The sequence below is a fragment of the Roseovarius aquimarinus genome, assembly GCF_043661195.1.
Lineage (GTDB): Bacteria > Pseudomonadota > Alphaproteobacteria > Rhodobacterales > Rhodobacteraceae > Roseovarius > Roseovarius aquimarinus.
In genome coordinates this window covers 220,822-238,716 of record NZ_JBIHMM010000004.1, presented here as the reverse complement: position 1 = coordinate 238,716, position 17,895 = coordinate 220,822, and the positions used below count along the sequence as shown (strand labels likewise).

General features: G+C 61.6%; 18 protein-coding genes. 12 read left to right on the top strand and 6 right to left on the bottom strand.

Annotation, left to right across the window (positions count from 1 at the left end; all coding sequences use genetic code 11):
* Window positions 1–137 precede the first annotated feature (137 nt).
* From ACGRVM_RS14855 to ACGRVM_RS14845, 3 genes are read right to left on the bottom strand one after another with little or no spacing between them, the layout of a single operon-like run.
* Window positions 138–533 (bottom strand): carboxymuconolactone decarboxylase family protein, encoded by a 396-nt coding sequence (locus tag ACGRVM_RS14855; RefSeq protein ID WP_377173305.1) that lies wholly within the window; start codon window positions 531–533, stop codon window positions 138–140.
* On the bottom strand, window positions 533–1,660 hold the full coding sequence (locus tag ACGRVM_RS14850; protein ID WP_377173307.1) for an aromatic ring-hydroxylating oxygenase subunit alpha: 1,128 nt from the start codon (window positions 1,658–1,660) through the stop codon (window positions 533–535). The genes ACGRVM_RS14855 and ACGRVM_RS14850 overlap by 1 nt, the downstream gene beginning before the upstream one ends.
* Complete coding sequence (locus ACGRVM_RS14845; protein WP_377173309.1) at window positions 1,657–2,568, bottom strand: MurR/RpiR family transcriptional regulator; 912 nt, start codon at window positions 2,566–2,568, stop codon at window positions 1,657–1,659. The genes ACGRVM_RS14850 and ACGRVM_RS14845 overlap by 4 nt, the downstream gene beginning before the upstream one ends.
* Window positions 2,569–2,636: 68 nt before the next feature.
* Between ACGRVM_RS14845 and ACGRVM_RS14840 the strand changes: the two genes are divergently transcribed.
* The 10 genes from ACGRVM_RS14840 (at window position 2,637) to ACGRVM_RS14795 (ending at window position 14,629) form a co-directional block, all read left to right on the top strand.
* Window positions 2,637–5,087, top strand: a complete 2,451-nt coding sequence (locus ACGRVM_RS14840) for an FAD-dependent oxidoreductase (RefSeq protein ID WP_377173311.1) — start codon at window positions 2,637–2,639, stop codon at window positions 5,085–5,087.
* An 8-nt stretch (window positions 5,088–5,095) separates the two neighbouring features.
* Complete coding sequence (locus ACGRVM_RS14835) at window positions 5,096–6,160, top strand: alcohol dehydrogenase family protein (RefSeq protein ID WP_377173313.1); 1,065 nt, start codon at window positions 5,096–5,098, stop codon at window positions 6,158–6,160.
* Complete coding sequence (locus ACGRVM_RS14830) at window positions 6,157–7,263, top strand: mandelate racemase/muconate lactonizing enzyme family protein (protein ID WP_377173315.1); 1,107 nt, start codon at window positions 6,157–6,159, stop codon at window positions 7,261–7,263. Before ACGRVM_RS14835 ends, ACGRVM_RS14830 begins: the two co-directional genes overlap by 4 nt.
* Entirely contained in the window at window positions 7,260–8,375 is a 1,116-nt protein-coding gene (locus tag ACGRVM_RS14825; RefSeq protein ID WP_377173317.1) for a mandelate racemase/muconate lactonizing enzyme family protein, read from the top strand. The genes ACGRVM_RS14830 and ACGRVM_RS14825 overlap by 4 nt, the downstream gene beginning before the upstream one ends.
* Entirely contained in the window at window positions 8,372–9,475 is a 1,104-nt protein-coding gene (locus tag ACGRVM_RS14820; RefSeq protein WP_377173318.1) for a mandelate racemase/muconate lactonizing enzyme family protein, read from the top strand. The genes ACGRVM_RS14825 and ACGRVM_RS14820 overlap by 4 nt, the downstream gene beginning before the upstream one ends.
* 9 nt (window positions 9,476–9,484) lie before the next feature.
* Complete coding sequence (locus ACGRVM_RS14815) at window positions 9,485–10,765, top strand: aspartate aminotransferase family protein (RefSeq protein ID WP_377173320.1); 1,281 nt, start codon at window positions 9,485–9,487, stop codon at window positions 10,763–10,765.
* Between the two features lie 42 nt (window positions 10,766–10,807).
* On the top strand, window positions 10,808–11,845 hold the full coding sequence (locus ACGRVM_RS14810) for an ABC transporter substrate-binding protein (RefSeq protein WP_377173321.1): 1,038 nt from the start codon (window positions 10,808–10,810) through the stop codon (window positions 11,843–11,845).
* 55 nt (window positions 11,846–11,900) lie between these two features.
* Window positions 11,901–12,956, top strand: coding sequence for an ABC transporter ATP-binding protein (locus ACGRVM_RS14805; RefSeq protein WP_377173323.1), 1,056 nt, complete (start codon window positions 11,901–11,903; stop codon window positions 12,954–12,956).
* A 76-nt stretch (window positions 12,957–13,032) separates the two neighbouring features.
* Entirely contained in the window at window positions 13,033–13,842 is an 810-nt protein-coding gene (locus tag ACGRVM_RS14800; protein ID WP_394624065.1) for an ABC transporter permease, read from the top strand.
* Window positions 13,832–14,629, top strand: coding sequence for an ABC transporter permease (locus tag ACGRVM_RS14795; RefSeq protein WP_377173326.1), 798 nt, complete (start codon window positions 13,832–13,834; stop codon window positions 14,627–14,629). The genes ACGRVM_RS14800 and ACGRVM_RS14795 overlap by 11 nt, the downstream gene beginning before the upstream one ends.
* A 302-nt stretch (window positions 14,630–14,931) precedes the next feature.
* Here the strand turns inward: ACGRVM_RS14795 and ACGRVM_RS14790 are convergent, their stop codons facing one another.
* A complete protein-coding gene (locus ACGRVM_RS14790; RefSeq protein ID WP_377173328.1) occupies window positions 14,932–15,180 on the bottom strand; it encodes a DUF6552 family protein in 249 nt (82 codons plus the stop codon).
* Window positions 15,170–15,874 (bottom strand): SDR family oxidoreductase, encoded by a 705-nt coding sequence (locus tag ACGRVM_RS14785; protein ID WP_377173329.1) that lies wholly within the window; start codon window positions 15,872–15,874, stop codon window positions 15,170–15,172. Before ACGRVM_RS14785 ends, ACGRVM_RS14790 begins: the two co-directional genes overlap by 11 nt.
* A gap of 118 nt (window positions 15,875–15,992) precedes the next feature.
* Between ACGRVM_RS14785 and ACGRVM_RS14780 the strand changes: the two genes are divergently transcribed.
* Entirely contained in the window at window positions 15,993–16,880 is an 888-nt protein-coding gene (locus tag ACGRVM_RS14780; protein WP_377173331.1) for a LysR substrate-binding domain-containing protein, read from the top strand.
* Window positions 16,881–16,907: 27 nt separating this feature from the next.
* The gene (locus ACGRVM_RS14775) at window positions 16,908–17,105 is read left to right on the top strand and encodes a hypothetical protein (protein WP_377173333.1); all 198 of its coding nucleotides are present in this window, start codon (window positions 16,908–16,910) and stop codon (window positions 17,103–17,105) included.
* A 220-nt stretch (window positions 17,106–17,325) separates the two neighbouring features.
* Here ACGRVM_RS14775 and ACGRVM_RS14770 read toward each other — a convergent pair whose 3' ends face one another.
* Window positions 17,326–17,742 (bottom strand): MerR family transcriptional regulator, encoded by a 417-nt coding sequence (locus tag ACGRVM_RS14770; RefSeq protein WP_377173336.1) that lies wholly within the window; start codon window positions 17,740–17,742, stop codon window positions 17,326–17,328.
* Between the last annotated feature and the right edge of the window lie 153 nt (window positions 17,743–17,895).

The following is a 17,895-nucleotide window of genomic DNA, read 5'->3' as shown; positions in this document are numbered from 1 at the left end:
CCAAAAGTCAAATTCTTCGCCGGATTCGAGTGCCCGATACCCAAAGGCGTGAAGCCGCCATCGGCAAAAATAGAGCCGACCATGAAAAGTGTCGGTCGTCGTTCTGTGCGAGAGGAGCGAAAACAAACTGGTTGCGCTCAGTTGTCCAGCTCGCCGGCTTCCACCAGCACCTTGCGCGCGACGCGGAAGCATTCCAAGGCTTGCGGCACGCCGCAATAGATACCGATCGCGTGGATGATCGCGCGGATCTCGTCGCGGGTCACACCATTGGTCAGGGCACCGCGGCAATGTATTTCCCATTCGTGCATCTTGCCCAAGGCGCCGATCATGGCGAGGTTCATCATCGAGCGGGTCTTGGGCGGGATCACCTCGTCGCCCCAGCCGAATCCCCAGCACCACGCCGTCATGGCTTCTTGAAATGGGCGAGTGAAATCATCCGCCGCGGCGAGATTTTTCTCGACATATTCTGCCCCCAGCGTTGCCTTGCGCTGCGCGAGACCCTTGAGAAACAAATCTTCGTCAAACGTATCCATCAGTGCTGCTCAACCTTTCCAGCATCGCCCATATCCACAGCATCGCGCATCCACTGCTGCAATATCTGCACCGAATGTTCAGAATTCAGGCCGCATGCCGGGTCTAGAACTAGCGGCCCGGGCCGGTATCCCCGGCTTTGTAGGCCGCGATAAACGCTCTCGACCAAGTGGATATCCTCTTCGACCGTGGTGGCGCGATCCTGGATGGCAAGGCGGCGAACCACCTCGCTGTCCTCGCCGTGCGGGCTGAACCAGCCGCGCCAGACTGTACATGAACCGACATCATGCGCGCGCCAATGATAGGTGTTCAGAACGTTGCCCGGATAGACTTGGAACGAGAACATCGGCCACAGGAAGAAGCTGCGATATTCGGCTGCATGGGGCTGCGACAGGTCGATGTCGTAAGTCATCGCCTCCATGGACTGGCATTCGGTGGTGTGGCGCAGGACGTACCCTTGAGCTGAAGGCTGGATGTCGTAGGTTTCGGGCTTGATCACGCCGGTCGAAAATGTCGGGTGATTGAGCGAGCAATGATAGCATTCGGAGTAATTCTCGACCGAGACCTTCCAGTTGCAATGCTCGGCGATCTCGACCCATTCCAGCGGCTCCAGCGTGTCGATCTGCGGCACGTACTCGCCCAGCTCTTCGCGCACGCCCGGGTACCACGTGTCCATCGGCGCGGCGTCATTGTCGAGATTGACGAAAATGAAGCCGTGGAAGAGTTCGGTGCGTACCGATGTCAGGCAAATCTTGCTGCGATCGAAGCCCGGCACCGATTTGGTGTTTGGGCCCGAGCGCAGCTCGCCCGTCATCTCGTAGGTCCAGGCATGGTAAGGGCAGACGACGACGCGGGTCGTGCCCGAGCCCGACACCAATTGATGCGCGCGGTGCTGGCAGACATTGTAGAACGTGCGCAATGCGCCGTCGCGCCCGCGGATGCAGAACAGGCTTTCGCCCGCCACGTCGAAGCTGAAGTAGTCGCCCGCCGAACGCACCTGGCTTTCATGCCCGGCATAATGCCACGTCCGGGCCAGCAGCCCCGTGCGCTCCTTCTCGAAGATCGCCGGATCGGTGTAGTAGCGCGCCTCGAGCGAGAGGGCCGGAGCCGGAGGCTTGTGAGCGGTCATGTCTTCCAATCCTTTTCCTCGACATAGATACCCAAGGCTTGCCGCTGGGCGTGATACGATTCGATCGACGCCACGACGTCTTCGCCCGCCTCGGCGATGATGAATGCGATCAAGACTTCGAAAAACGCTGTCAGCGCGATCGTCGATATGAAGAATTGTGGCGTCTCTGTCGGGACGGTGAATCTGTGCTGGGCGTTCACCATGATCGGGCACACCGGGCTGTCGGAGACGGCAATGACGCGCACGCCCTTGGCGCGGGCCGCGTCCACCGCCTCGACGATCTCACGCCGATAGGGTCGGAAAGTCATGGCGATCACGATATCGCCCGCACCGGCGCGCGCGATGCCGTCCACCGGGAGTGTGCCGCCCTGCGGGAGGGCGTGGACATTGTCGATCGCCATGCCGGCGAGATAGGCAAAGTTGCGGGCCACCGCATTGTTCACTCCGACGCCCAGAACGTAACAGCGCCGGGCGGCGACGATATCGCGCGCCGCAGCCTCGATAAGACGGTGATCAATCGACGCAAATAGACTTTCGATGTTGTCGATGGCCGACTCGGCGCTTGCGACGTAAAGCGCACCCATCTCACCGCGCTGCGCGAGGGACTGAAGCCAGCGGGCGCGGTCTGGATAGGTCTCGCGGCCCTGGCGGATTTCGTCGCGGAAAACTTCGCGAAACGAATCGTAGCTCTCGATACCGAGGCTGCGGGACAAACGTACCAAGGTGTTTGGCTTGACGTCAGCTTTGGCGGCAAGCTGCCGGATCGAGCAGACTCCAATCTCGAAAGGATTCTCGAGCAGAAAATCAGCCAGTTTTCTGAGCTCAGGCGTTAAATCGGCACGTGCGGCCTGGAGCGCCTCCAGAAGATCGGCGGGTGTCGCGGGGGATGGGACATTTGTTTTATTCATGATTGACGAGGCTACATTTGTCGCATACGCCTGTCTATAGAAAACATTTGTTTGGAAGGGTGCCTCACATGGTTCCGTCTCACGCTCGGGTCGTCATTATCGGCGGCGGTGTCATGGGGTGCGGTCTTGCCTATCACCTCGCACATGAAGGTTGGACAGACGTCGTGCTGCTGGAAAAAGCAGAGCTGACTTCGGGGTCTACCTGGCATGCCGCGGGGCAGATCACGCATTCCACCTCCAGCTTCGCCTTGGGGAAATGCGTTGGCTACAACATCGATCTTTATTCGAAAGTGCTCGAGGAGGAGACCGGCCAGTCGGTCACCTGGCATGGTTGCGGATCGCTGCGGCTGGCTTATACCGAGGATGAGATGGACTGGCTCTACCAGACGATCTCGGTCGGAAAGGGCCTCGGCTTTCCGATGGAGATGGTCGGCCCGGATCGCATCCGCGAGTTGCATCCCTTCTACAATCTCGACGGAGTGAAGGCGGCGCTGCATACGCCCGACGATGGCCATGTCGATCCCGCCGGCGCGGCTTTCGCGCTCGCCAAGGGCGCACGTCAGCTGGGGGTCAAGGTGATCCGCCAGTGCCGCGCCACGAATGTCACCCAAGATGCGAGCGGCGAATGGCTGGTCGAAACGGAACAGGGCGATATCACCTGCGAACATGTGGTGAACGCGGGCGGCACCTATGCGCGTCAAATGGCGCTTTGGTCAGGGTATGACCTGCCCACGACCTCGATGACGCACCATTATCTCATCACCGATACCGTGCCGGAATTCGAGGCGCTCGACGCCGAATTGCCGGTCGTCCGCGATGATCGATTGGTGTCGGGCTATATCCGGATGGAACAGAAATCGGGCCTGATCGGGATCTACGAGAAGTCCAATCCGAATACCGTCTGGGAGGATCATTGCCCGTGGGACGCCGAGCATGAGCTCTTCGAGCCCGATTACGACCGCATCATGCCTTGGCTCGAGAACGCTATGGATCGGATGCCGGTCCTGTCCGAGCTTGGCATCAAGCGTGCCGTGCATGGCGCGATCAGCCATCCGCCCGATGGCAACCCGCTCATCGGCCCGGCGCCGGGCTTGCGCAATTACTGGTGCTGCTGCGGCACGCAGATCGGCATCGGCTGGGGGCCGGGCCTCACGCGCGAGCTGGCCCGCTGGATGGTGCATGGAGCCGCCGACATCAACATGCGCGAATTCGATCCGCGTCGCTTCGGGCCTTACGCAGATCACGCCTACCAGATCGCCAAGGCCAAGGAAGACTATCTTCTGCGCCATGAAATCCCGTTCCCGCATTTCAACCGACTGGACGCACGCCCTGTCAAACCCTCGGCGCTTTACGACGACCTGAACGCCGCGGGCGCGGTGTTCGAGGAGGTGTTCGGTCATGAGCGGCCCCGCTGGTTCGCGCCCGAAGGTGTCGAGGCGAAGGACATCTACGGCTTTCGCCGCACCGCGCTGCACGACATCGTCGGCGCCGAGGTGCGCGCCGTGCGCGAGCGGGCAGGGATCATGGACATCTCGGCCTTCTCCAAGATCGAGGTTTCCGGCCCCGATGCGGCGGGGTTCCTCGACGCGCTGGTGCCGAACCGGTTGCCTTCCGCGCCGGGCCGCATCGCGCTGACGCATCTGCTGACCGAAGGTGGACGGATCGAGCTGGAGATGACTATCGTCCGGCTGGCCGAGGATCGGTTCTACCTGGTCTGCGCCGCCTTCTTCGAACAGCGGCTGGCAGACTACCTGACCTTCGCGCGCGCTGCGCAGAATGTCACCATCACCAATCGCTCGACCGAATGGGGCGCCTTTGCGCTGAACGGCCCTCTGGCCCGCGAAATCCTATCGGCCTGCACGGATGCGGACCTTTCGAATGCCGGGTTCCCTTGGATGACGGCCCGAATGATCCGCGTCGGCGGCCATGATCTCTGGGCCTTCCGCATGTCCTATGCCGGCGAGCTGGGCTGGGAGATCCACGGCCCCCGTGACGCGATCCTTGCTGGCTTCCGGGCGGTTCGCGCTGCGGGTAAGGCGCATGGTCTGACCAATTATGGCTCCTTCGCGATGAACGCGATGCGGATGGAGAAGGGTTTCAAGGGTGCTGGCGAGCTCACCAACGAGGTCACGCTGCCCGAGGCCGACGTGATGCGCTTCGTGCGCATGGACAAGGCTTTCCGCGGCAAGACGGCAACCGAGACAGCGTTATCAAAGCCTTTGCGCTGGACCTGCGCTTATCTCGAGGTCGAGGATGATGGCACTTCTGACGGCAATGGCGGCGAGGCGGTGCTGTCGGAGGGTCGGCAGGTGGGCACCGTCAGTTCCATCGCTTTCGGTCATGCCGTGGGCAAGCTTTTGGCTTTCGCTTATGTGAAAGCAGATTACGCCGCACATGGAACGCCTCTCGAGGTGGTCGTGATGGGAACGCCGCGCCGCGCCAGAATCCTCACATCGCCTGCATATGATCCCGAGAACGCGCTGCCTCGCACAGATGCGCGGGCGGTCGCCGCGCAATGACCGCGACCATGAAAGCGATGGTTCTGACGGGGCATGGCGGCCTCGACAAATACGTCTGGCACGAGGATTGGCCGCGGCCCGAGCCCAGCCCGATGGAAGCGCTGATCCGCGTCGGCGCCTGCGGGCTGAACAACACGGACGTCAACACCCGGTCGGGCTGGTATTCCAAAACCGTCAGCGAGGCGACGACTGGCGGCGCCTACGCGTCCGTCGCCGACGATGATCCGACATGGGGCGGGGCGCCCATCACCTTTCCGCGGATTCAGGGGGCGGACGCCGTGGGCGAGGTGGTCGCGGTCGGCGAGGGCGCGGATCCCGCGCTGATCGGCAAGCGGGTCATGACCAATGGCTGGTGCCGTGACTGGTCGGACCCCGAGAACATGAAGAAGGCCAAGTATTTCGGCTCGGAAGTCGATGGCGGCTTTGCCGAGTACACCAAGACCGACATCCGCGACATGGCGGTTGTTACGTCGGATTTGAGCGATGCCGAGCTTGCGACGTTCTCATGCTCCTATTCGACCGCCGAAGGCATGCTGTCTCGCGCGCAGGTCACCGCGCAGGACACCGTTCTCGTTCCGGGCGCATCCGGGGGGGTCGGCGGCGCGCTGGTCCAGCTCGCCAAACTGCGCGGGGCACGTGTGATCGCGATGGCGTCCGACGCGAAACATGGCGATGTCTCAAGGCTCGGCCCCGATCGGATCCTGCCGCGCGCACCCGATGATCTGCGTGCCGCGCTCGGCGATGAGAACGTCACCGTCGTGGCAGATGTCGTCGGCGGGCCTTATTGGCCGATGCTGATCGATATTCTCGAGCGCGGTGGACGCTACACCTGTTCCGGAGCGATCGCGGGGCCGATGGTGACGCTGGATCTGCGCACGCTCTATCTGCGGGATCTGACATTCACCGGATCAACCGTCATTCCGCTGCACGTCTTCGGCGATCTTGTCAGCTACATCGAGCGCGGGGATATTCAGCCCGTCCTTGCCGCAACCTACCCGCTGCGCGACTTACGCGAGGCGCAGCAAGCCTTCATCGACAAGCGCCACGTCGGCAATATCGTCGTGATACCATGAAAATCACCCGCATCCGTGTCTTCAAGACCGACCTGCCCTATGTCGGCGGCAGCTATGGCTGGGGTGCCGGCAATGCGATCACCGTCTCGCGGGCTTCGGTTGTGGTGATCGACACGGATGCCGGGCTACAAGGCTGCGGCGAATTCAGCCCATGCGGCGAAAACTACATGGTCGCCCATTCCGAAGGGGTCGAGGCCATCGCCCGATTGATCGCGCCAAAGCTGATCGGCGAAGACCCCCGCCAACTGGCCCTCATCGAGCGGATCATGGATCACTTGGTTCAGGGGCACGGCTATGCCAAGGCACCGTTCGATGCGGCCTGCTGGGATATTTTGGGTCAGGCGCTGTCTACCCCGGTCTGGATGCTGCTGGGTGGCAAGCTGACGGATGGCGCGCCGATGTACCGGGTCGCACCGCAAAAGCCGACGCAGGAAACCATCGTCGAAATGGATCGCTACCGCGAGCAGGGATACCGGCAGTTCCAGATCAAGGTCGGGGGCGACTGGGCGGCTGATATTGATCGCATCCGGTCGACGGTGCCGCTGCTCAAGGCGGGCGAAAAGGCCATGGCCGATGCCAACCAGGGCTGGCGGGTGGATAATGCGATCCGCGTCGCCCGGGCGACGCGCGATCTGGATTTTATTCTGGAACAGCCCTGTCAAACCTACGAGGAATGCCAGCAGGTCCGCCGCGTTGCGCAGCAGCCGATGAAACTGGATGAATGCGTAACCGGAATGAAGGCGGCGCAGCGCATCGTAGCGGATCGCGGTGCGGAAATCTGTTGTCTCAAGATTTCGAACCTTGGCGGCCTGTCCAAGGCGCGCCGGGTCCGCGATTTCCTTGTCGACAACCGCATTCCCGTCGTCAGCGAGGATACCTGGGGTGGTGAAATCACGTCCTCTGTGGTTGCGCATTTCGCCGCCTCCACCCCGCCCGAATACCTGCAGAACACCACCGACCTGATGAACTACAACACACGCTCGACCGGCATCGGCGGACCGGTGGCACGGGATGGCATGCTCTATGCCACTGATGTCCCCGGTCTGGGTGTGACGGCGGATTTCGACAGCCTCGGCGGACCTGTAGCGGAGTATGGTGCGTGAAGATCACTCGCATCACCGTCTGGGCGCTCGATCTGCCGCTCTCGCAGCCCTACTGGCTGTCCGGCGGGCGGCTCAAGTTCGAGCGGCTGGACAGTACCTTCGTATGCATCGACACTGACGAGGGGATCAGCGGCTGGGGCGAGGGGTGTCCCTGGGGCAATACCTATCTGCCGGCGCATGGGCCGGGCATCCGCGCCGGCATCGCCACTTTGGCGCCTGCGCTGCTGGGGCGCGATCCGCGCAGTTTGCGGGCGTTGAACGACGCGATGGATGTGCAGTTGCCGGGGCATCTCTATGTCAAATCCGCGATCGACATCGCCTGCTGGGACATTCTGGGGCAGATCGCCGGTGTGCCGCTCTGGCAGCTTTTCGGAGGCGACCACGCCGCGCCGGTAGCGGTCAACTCTTCGATCTCGACGGGTACGCCTGCGGAGATGATCGCGCTCATTCGCAGCGCCAGCCGACAAGGCTATCGCGTCCATTCCGCCAAGCTGGGGGGGCATGACATCGCCGCCGATATCGCCCGGATCGAGGCGATCTCCGCCGCCTTGCCGACGGATGAGAAAGTGACATACGACATCAATCGTGCCTGGACGCCCGGCGTGGCGGTGCAGGTGCTGAACACCGCGCCCTCGCGCGACTGGGTCGAACAGCCCTGCGAGACGCTGGATCAATGCGCCCATGTCGCGCGCCGTGTGTCGAACCCGATCATGTTGGATGAATGCCTGCACAGTTTCCAGAATCATCTGGAGGCTTGGCGGCTGGGCGCCTGCGAGGGCGTCAAGGTCAAGCCGAACCGCGTCGGCGGCCTGACGCGCGCACTTCAGATCCGTGATTTCGGCGTCTCGGTCGGCTGGCAGATGCATATCGAGGATGTAGGCGGCTCGGCGCTGGCCGACACGGCGGCGATCCATCTGGCCAGCGCCACGCCAGCCGCGAACCGTCTGGCCAGTTGGCTATGCCATTATCACCTCTCGGTCGACCCGGTGGCGGGGCAGGGTGCGAGGAACGAGGGCGGGTTCGCGGTACCGCCCTCAGCCCCCGGCCTCGGCGTCATGCCGGACCCATCGGCGCTGGGCACGCCCGTTGCAACCTACGAGAGCGCGCTATGAAGATCACGAAACTGACCCTCTGGCATGTCGAACTGACCAGCCACGTCGCCTACCACATGGCTGCCGGCAAGACCTGCGACGCCGTCATCTCGGCCGTTTTGAGGGTCGATACGGATGCGGGCGTGTCCGGATGGGGCGAGGTCTGCCCGATCCCTCATTATCTTCCTGCCTATGCCGAGGGCGTGGGCCCCGCGCTGGAATACTTGGCTCCTGTTTTGCTTGGTGGGGATCCGCTGGGCGCCGAGGCGTTGATGGCGCGGGCGGATGCCTATCTGCAAGGCCATGTCTATGCAAAATCCGCGCTCGACATCGCGTTCTGGGACATCACCGGCCGTGTCGCGGGCCTGCCGCTTCATACGCTTCTGGGCGGACGGCAGGCGGCCGACTTGCCGCTCTACCACTCGATCACCTGCGTGGCGCCCGAGGAAATGGCCCGCATGGCGCGCGAGGCGCAGGCCGAGGGCATCACGCACTTTCAGGTCAAGCTGGGAGCCGACGGCGACTGGCAGGCCGACGTGGCGCGGCTGCGCCTGGTGCGCGAGGCGGTAGGCAATGGCCCGCTCGTCTATGGCGACTGGAACTGCGGCGCCACGCGCATGGATGCGACCCGGGTCGGCCGGGCGGTGGCGCATCTCGACATCATGCTGGAGCAGCCTTGCGCCACGCTGGAGGAATGCGCGGCGGTACGCGCCGCCACCAACCTGCCTATGAAGATCGACGAATGCTGCTTTGATGCCGCCTCGCTGCTAAAGGCGTATGATCTGGGCTGCATGGATGCGCTGGCCCTGAAGCTGTCGAAATTCGGCGGACTTTCGGCCACGCGCCGTGCCCGCGATCTGTGCCTGCATCTCGGGGCAAAGATGTGCATCGAAGACACCTGGGGCTCGGACGTGACCACGGGGGCGTTGCTGCATCTTGCCGCCGCCACGCCGCCCCGGATGCTTCTGAATACGTGCGATTTATCGGGCTATGTCGGCCCGCGTCTCGATGCGGGTGCGCCGATGCGCAAGGCCGGCCGCATTGCCCCGCCCGAGGGCCCGGGCCTCGGCGTGACGCCGGATTCGGCCATCCTTGGTGAGCCCGTGGCGATCATTGATTAGGAGAATGCGATGCTCGACAACGCACCGATGAAAAGCTGGGCCGAGCGCGCCCGCGCGGTTCTGCCCGCCGGCGGATTCGGCAATTTCGATCCGTCGATGTTCATACGAAGCGGCAAGGGCAGCCGTGTCTGGGACGAGAACGGCAAGGAATATGTCGACTACCTGATCGGCTCGGGTCCGATGCTCTTGGGCCACGGCCATCCCGAGGTGCTGGAGGCGGTGGCCGAACAATTGCCTAAGGGCATGACGTTCTTTGCAAATAACTGCGCCGGAGTGGAACTGGCCGAGGAAATCTGCCGCGCCGTTCCCTGCGCCGAGCAGGTCCGTTTCCTGGCTTCGGGCGGAGAGGCGGACATGTATGCGATGCGCCTTGCGCGGGCCTATACCGGGCGGGACAAGATCCTGAAATGCGAGGGCGGCTATCATGGAATGTCCGCCGAGGCGCAGATGAGCCTTGCGCCCTCGAGTATGGTGAATTTTCCGCAAGCCGTCCCCGACAGCGCCGGCATTCCCGAAGCGGTGCGCGCCGAGATGCTGATCGCGCCCTTCAATGACCCCGACTATCTCGAAAGCCTCTTGGCCGAGCATGGTGACCAGATCGCCGGCATGATCGTCGAGCCGTTGCAGCGGATCATTCCGCCCGCCCCCGGCTTTCTTCAGGCGGTACGCGATCTGTGTGACCGCTATGGCATCGTTCTGATCTTCGACGAGGTGGTCACGGGTTTTCGCTTCGCCTATGGCGGCGCGCAGGAGGCCTATGGCGTGATGCCCGATCTTTGCACTCTGGGCAAGATCATCGGCGGCGGCTTCCCCCTCGCTGCCGTGGCCGGGCGCAAGGACATCATGGATCACTTCGACAAGGCGATCGTCGGGGCCGATCGCTGGCTGATGATGCTGGGCACGCTGTCGGGCAATCCGGTCGCGGCGATCGCGGGCCTCAAGACCATGGAGATCCTGCGGCGCGATGGCGCCTATGACCTGCTCAGGTCGCATGGTGCCCGGCTGATGAAGCTTTATTCCTCGCATCTGGATGCGGCGGGCGTCGCGCACCGAATCGTCGGCCACGAGACATTGTTCGATGTCGTGTTCACCGGTCGCGACGTGCTCAACTACCGCGATGTCTCGCAGGCCGATGCCGCAAGGAATGCCCGTTTCAACGCGGTGCTGCGCGAGCACGGCGTCTTCAAATCTCCCGGCAAGACCTATCCTCATCTGGCCCTGACCGAAGAGGACTTCGAGCTGACCGATGCGGCGATCGCCAAGGCGGCTGAGGCCATCGCCGGAGACTGATGGAACTGCACGAAAACTCAATTTAACAAGGGAGAACAGACAATGTCACTTTCGAAACATTTGATTGCTTCTGTTGCAGCCGTTTCCTCGGCTGGAATGGCGCACGCCACCGAAAGCCTCAACGTATCCGCCTACGGCGGCAGCTGGGGTGATGCGCTGGCGTCCTGCATTTTCACACCGTTCGAGTCGGAGACGGGCATCGCGATCAAGTTGGAGCCGAGTGCCTCGACTGTCACCCTCTCCAAGCTTCAGGCCGAAGCCTCGGCTCCGGTCATGGATGTCGCTTGGATGGACGGCGGCGTGTCAGAGTTGGCGCGTGACAGCGGCGTGGTCGCTGCCATCGACCCGGCAATGGCACCCGGACTGAGCGGTGTGGCCAATCAGGCAAAATACATGACGGAAGGTGGCGACATCTATGCCGTCGGCAATGGCTATTTCGCGGTCGGCATCGTCTACAATACCGAAGAGATCACGACTCCGCCGACCTCATGGGAGGACCTGTGGAACCCCGACTATGCTGGGCGCGTCATCCTTCCCAGTGCCGTAAACTCAATCGGAGTTCCTGTTTTCGCAGCTTTCAACAGCCTGGCTGGCGGCACGCTTGAGGATCTGGCCCCCGGGGTCGAGAAAATGTCAGCGCTCGAAGCTGCACTTTTCTTCGACTCCTCGGGCGTCGCAAACAGCGGCTTTCAGACCGGTGAGGGCGTGATCGGCGCGCATTACGCGACGCAGGCCTTCACCATGGCCGACGGCGGGCTGCCCATCGCCTACGCGATCCCCGAGGAAGGTGCGATGGCATCCGACATTCGCATACACATCGTCAAGGGGACCGACGACTTGGAAGCCGCGCATCAGTTGGTCGATTTTGCGGTTCAACCCGCACAAGCAGGCTGCCTGGCCGCAGCCTTGCAGGTGGGTCCGGCAACCGAGGGTGTCGATCTGCCCGCGGATGTCGCGGCCCGGATGCCGTGGGGACCGAATGGATCGATTGACGATCTCGCCGTCGCGGATTGGAGTTCGATCAACGCCCATCGAGATCAGTTGAACGAAGCTTGGAGCCGGATTGCCACGAGTCAGTGAAAATCAGTTCCGGCGGCAGGGTTGCCGCCGGGCCGTTTTCTTGAAAGGCGACGCAATGTTCGACGACCTTATCCAACTCGATAGCATATCGCGCAGGTTTGGATCCGTCACCGCGCTGTCGGATGTATCGCTCTCGGTCAGGCGGGGTGAGTTTCTGGCGCTACTCGGTCCCTCAGGGTGCGGCAAGACAACTCTTCTTCGCTTGATTGCTGGCTTCCTCGATCCGTCTTCCGGCACATTAATGATCGGCGGGATTAGAATGAACAACGTCCCGCCTGACAAGCGGCCGGTCAATACCGTCTTTCAGAATTACGCGCTCTTTCCGCATATGGATGTTTCGGAAAACATCGCTTTCGGCCTCAAACGCAAACGTCTCGGAAAGGCCGAGATTCGAAGCCGCGTGATCGAGGCTTTGGAGATGGTCGGCATGGAGAGTTTCGCCGAGCGTTGGCCCGCCGAACTTTCGGGCGGTCAGCAGCAACGCGTGGCGCTTGCGCGTGCGCTGGTCAATCGCCCCGAGGTACTCCTTCTGGACGAACCGCTGGCCGCACTGGATCTGAAGCTGCGCAAGCGCATGCAGATTGAGCTGAAACGACTGCATGAACGGCTGGGGATGACGTTCATTCTGGTCACGCACGACCAGGAAGAGGCCCTGACGATCGCCGACCGGATAGTTGTCATGGATCATGGCAAGATCGCGCAGATCGGCACGGGCAAGGATCTGTACGATGCGCCAACTGATCGCTTCGTCGCCGACTTTATCGGCGAGGCGAACCTCCTTGCGCTTGCCAGCACGGAGGGACGCGCCGAGAGCGCGGGGCTGATTTTGCCGGACGCCTTGCAGGTTGATACGCGGAGCGCAGATGCGATCATGGTGCGGCCCGAGACCATTAGGCTGATCCAAGGAAATGCGCCGGAGGGCTGGATCACCGGACAAGGCACGTTGGCCCGCAAAATTTTTCGCGGCGTCGCATGGCGGCTCTTTGTCAACATGCCATCCGGCGAAGAGCTACTGATCGACACGCAGCAGGACGAGGTGAGCTCTTTCGAAGCCGGCAGCCATATCAACTTCGGCTGGCCCGCCGGACGCTGCAAGGTGCTGGGCAAGTGAGCGGCCGGGAAGGGGCTGGGGCGTGAGGTTGGGGATCTGGACGACCGTTTTGTTGCTGGCGGGGCCTGTTGCCTTCATGTTGGCATTCTTCGCGGCACCATTCGCAGCTGTCGTCGTGACCAGCCTGCACGATCAGGAGGGCGGCTGGAGTGTCGCCAATTATGTCCGTCTCATCAGCGATCCGTATTACCGCGGGGCGCTCTGGACGACGCTCAGCATCGCGCTTCAGGTGACCGTCATCACGCTGATCCTTGGCTATCCGCTGGCCTACTTCATAACGTTCCGCGTGCGCAACAAGTGGCTTAAGCGGCTGATATACATTGTGGTGGTCACACCGCTCTTTACCAGCAACGTGGTGCGCGCGTTCAGCTGGATCATCCTCCTAGGGCGCAACGGCTTCGTAAACGACATGCTACAGTGGTTGCACCTGACGGACGAGCCCTTACCGCTGTTGTTCAACAAGGTGTCCATCATTATCGGCCTCAGCTACATCATGCTGCCGTTTATGGTCTTGTCGGTTGCGGCGATCCTTCAGAACACCGACATTCGGCTTAAGGACGCGGCGCGCGATTTGGGTGCAGGGCCGTGGTCGACCTTTGCCTTTGTGACCTTACCGCTTAGTCTACCGGGCGTGGTGTCGGGCGCATTGATGGTCTTCACGCTCTGTGTTTCGGCCTACGTCACGCCCAGCATTCTCAGCGGCGGCCGCGAGGTTGTCATGTCTATTCTGGTCTTCCAGCAATATGCAACCGTGCTCAACTACGGCTTTGGCGCGGCGCTGGCTGTTGCCCTGCTCATCACCGCATTCGCGCTACTGGGTGCCTACCAGATTGTGCGGATCATATTTGGGTCATCACGCAGAAGGCGCGCTTTTGATGCTGCATAAACTCGTTGGGCGCTTTGGTCTCGGCCTCTATAGCTGGGTGGTCATTCTGTACCTGTTCTTTCCGCTGGTTGTGTTGATCGCCGCATCATTCACTGCCGGTGACTTTCTCGCATTCCCACCCGAGGGGGTTTCATTGAAATGGTATGCGCGTCTTGCAGGAAATGAGGGGTTCTTGGAAGCCGCTTGGGTTAGTATCAAATTGGCTGCAACGGCATCTCTACTGTCGCTCATTCTCGGGGTTCCTGCGGCTCTGGTCCTAGCGCGTCAGAACTTCGCGGGTAAGTCTGCCATCGGCGCATTATTCATCTCACCACTGCTTTTGCCTGCGATCGTGATCGGCGTGGCCATCTTGCAATACGCCCATCTGCTTGGCTTCGCGCGCAGCTTTCTTGCGCTTCTGGTTGGGCATGTCGTGATTATGGTGCCCTACATCATTCGCACCACCATGGCGTCGCTGGGCGGATTACCGATGAACATCGAAGAGGCTGCCCAAGATCTTGGGGCCAATCGTGTCGAGACATTTTTCTTGATCACGCTTCCACAGATCAAACCGGGTGTGATTGCGGGCGCCCTCTTCGCCTTCATCATATCCTGGATCAATGTCGAGGTGAGCATTTTCAATTCCACCGCCGATCTAATTCCTATTCCTGTCAAGCTGTTCAACTACATCCAGTACAACATTGATCCGCTGGTCGCTGCGATATCGGCCGTGACGGTCTATGTCGCTTTTGTAGCCGTTTGCCTTATCGATATATTGATCGGTTTGGACAAGGCTACATCTGGATAGAGCTGGTAATGCAAGGATCAGGAACGTTAATTCTGTCCACTTTGTTTAGACTAGTAAAACTGTCTTTCAATAACGCGGTGGATCGCCGATCCGTGCGGGAGAATCCACATAGCAAGTGCCGCCCGCACTGAGAACTGCTGGATGAAGATCGCCGAGTTGTTGACTGAAGTTCGCGATGGGTGCGGCCGCGGCTGCGCAGCATCGAATCTCTGCTATCCGAATATTCGTGAAGGAAGCTGTTCTCGGCCCAGAGCCGACCTTCACCCCTTTTTAAACAAACATCCGCTACGCATCCAAGCCCATCACCGGCTCGCCATTCCGACCAGCATCGAGCCGAGCGCAACGAAGTGGACCAGCATCAGCGCCCGGTCGTTCCAGAGGACGCCCACCAGCAGCCAGCCCAAAACACCGACGAGAAAGAGATAGAGGTTCCACGGCGCCCATCCGAACCCGGTCGCCCCATAGCCCATGATCTGGATGACCGAGGCCACCCATTTCACAACGAATGCGGTCCGCCCTCTCTCGGCGATATCGGTTGCCTCAGACGCCACGGGTCAGGCCTCCGTCGATCCGCCAGTTCTGCCCGGTGACGTAGCCGCCGCCCTCGGACGCCAGCCATCCGATCAGCGAGGAGACCTCATCCTCTTTGCCATACCGACCCATCGGAATGCGGACGCGGCGGTCTTCTGTCTCGGGAAGGCTGTCGATGAAGCCGGGCAGGACGTTGTTCATGCGGATGTTCTGCGCCGCATATTTGTCCGCGAAGAGCTTGGTGAAGCCTGCAAGGCCGGCGCGGAAAATGCCCGAGGTGGGAAAGAGTGGGTCGGGCTCGAAGGCCGCGAAGGTCGAAATGTTGATGATCGCGCCACCACCCTGTTCGATCATGATCGGCGTGACCAGCCTTACGGGCCGGATCACGTTCATCAAGTAGACATCCATCCCGGCGTGCCAGTCTTCATCCGACATCTCGAGGATGTCTTCCTTGGGTCCATGGCCAGCCGAGTTCACCAGAACGTCGACGCGGCCCCAGCGATGCATTGCGCCCTCGACGAGCCTTGCGAGATCCTCCTTCGACTGGTTCGATCCGGTGACGCCGAAGCCGCCGAGTTCCTGGGCCAAGGCCTCTCCCTTACCGGAGGAAGACAGAACGCCGACCTTGAAGCCATCGGCCGACAGGCGCCTTGCCGCCGCAGCTCCCATGCCGCTGCCACCTGCCGTGATAAGCGCCACTTTTTCTCTGGTCATGATCTTTGCCTCCTTCTTCGGCCGGGCCGTGTAAGACTCTTCTGTTCATACCCAGATAGTCGGCCTACGATGATCGAACCAGCCAGGCGAGCTGTTGCGTGAATGTAGGAAAACTATAGTGTCTGATGAGTCAGATCTTCCGCCTCTGAACGGTCTTCGAGCGTTTGCGGCGGCGGGCAGGCATCTGACCTTCCGCGCGGCGGCCGGGGACTTGGGCGTGACCCAAGGGGCTGTGGCGCAGCAGGTTCGCGGCCTCGAAGAGCATCTCGGCCTCCGCCTGTTCCTGCGGGAGCCGCGCGGCCTTGCGTTCACCGAGGAGGGCCGCGCCTATCACGCGGCGGTCTCGCGCGCGTTCTCCCAGCTTTCCGAGGCGACCGCCGCACTCCGTGCAGCCCCTTCGCGGGTGACGATCAGCGTAACTCCGACTTTTGCCTCGAAATGGCTCATCCCGCGGCTTGCAGAACTCACCAAAGCCCACCCGGACATCGACCTCAGGATTACCGCCACCGAGCGCGTTTCGAGCTTCCATGCCGACGGGATCGATCTCGCGGTGCGGCAAGGACGACCGCCTTTCGGGGCGAGCCTACGCGCGGACCTTCTTTTCCCGCAGGAAGTGATCGCCGTCTGCTCACCCAATCTGCTCGGACACCGGAATCTCCCGCTCAATGCGGTAGCGACGACTGGCTTGACGCTGCTGCATGACACGCACGATCTCTGGCCCGCATTCATCGAGCTTGCTTTCGGCCCTGACTTGGATCTGCCGCATGGCCTCCGGTTCAACCAAACGACGCTAAGCCTCGACGCGGCTCTTGCCGGCCAGGGGATCGCCTTGGCGAGCCGCTTTCTCGTCCAGCGAGATCTGGATGCCGGTCGCCTAGTGCAACCGATCGACAAAACCCTCGCGGGTGGATCGGACTTCTACCTCTTGGCACCACGACAGGGCGCATCCGGCGCCTCGCTGAATGTGCGCGACTGGCTGCTCGGTATGACGAGCGACACGGATTGAATTCATGGTTCTACATTTCTGCCGTTCGTGCGTAGCGCAGCGAATGGCAGCTCTTCGCCCAATCTGCGCGCCACCTGGCAGCCGGATCAGGGGTGGCTCGAGGATACGGCGGTGCGGTTCGGCATCGAGAACCTGCTGGATGAGGCCTATGTCGGGCACCTGTCCTCGCCCACACGGCCGGCGCCGGGCCTGACGTTCAAGGTCTCGGTGACGCGGACATTCTGACGAAGCGCGAGATGGCGGGCGCCGCTTGGCTCCGGCCATCGACATCATCCGGCAAAGAAGAGAGGCGTGAGCGTTCGGTTCTCGCGAGGCGCCCAGTGTAGTTTACGGGACTGACGAATTTTCATTTCAAACGAAACTCTCGCTTCGAGCCATCGCCGTAACCAGCCCAAGTGACGAAGTGTATTGGCAGGCTGCTATCATCCCACCGATCCTACACGCTCTAACGGTGATCGGTCAGACAGGCGGCGTGATCGCTCAGCACCTCGAGGACGCGGCAATCCGCGACCGTGTCATGGCGGCATTCGCTCAGCATGCGCTTCAGTTCCATTCGCAATGCCTCAAGCCGGACGATGCGCGCTTCGACCTCCTTGAGTTGGCGATGCGCGATACGGTCGATATCTGCGCAGGACTGGTTGGGGTTGTCCGATAGATCTAGCAATTCACGGATCGCGTCGAGCGTGAAGCCTAGTTGGCGCGCGTGGCGAATGAAGGAGAGGCGGTCGAGATCGCCGTCGTCATAGCGGCGCTGACCGCCCGCCGTCCGGCCCGGTTCGGGCAAGAGGCCGATCTGCTCGTAGTATCGGATGGTCTGCACCTTGGTGCCGGTTCGCTGGGCAAGCGTGCCGATAGAAAGCATGCGAAGTCTCCTGATTTCTACAGCCAATGTAGATTTGGGCTTGGCCGTTCACAAGAAATCCAGACGGCCTGGCACGCCGTTCATGAAGGCTAGGTGCCGGTCATCGCGATTCTCAGCGGGATCAAGGCGCTGAGGAATTCGATCATATTAAAC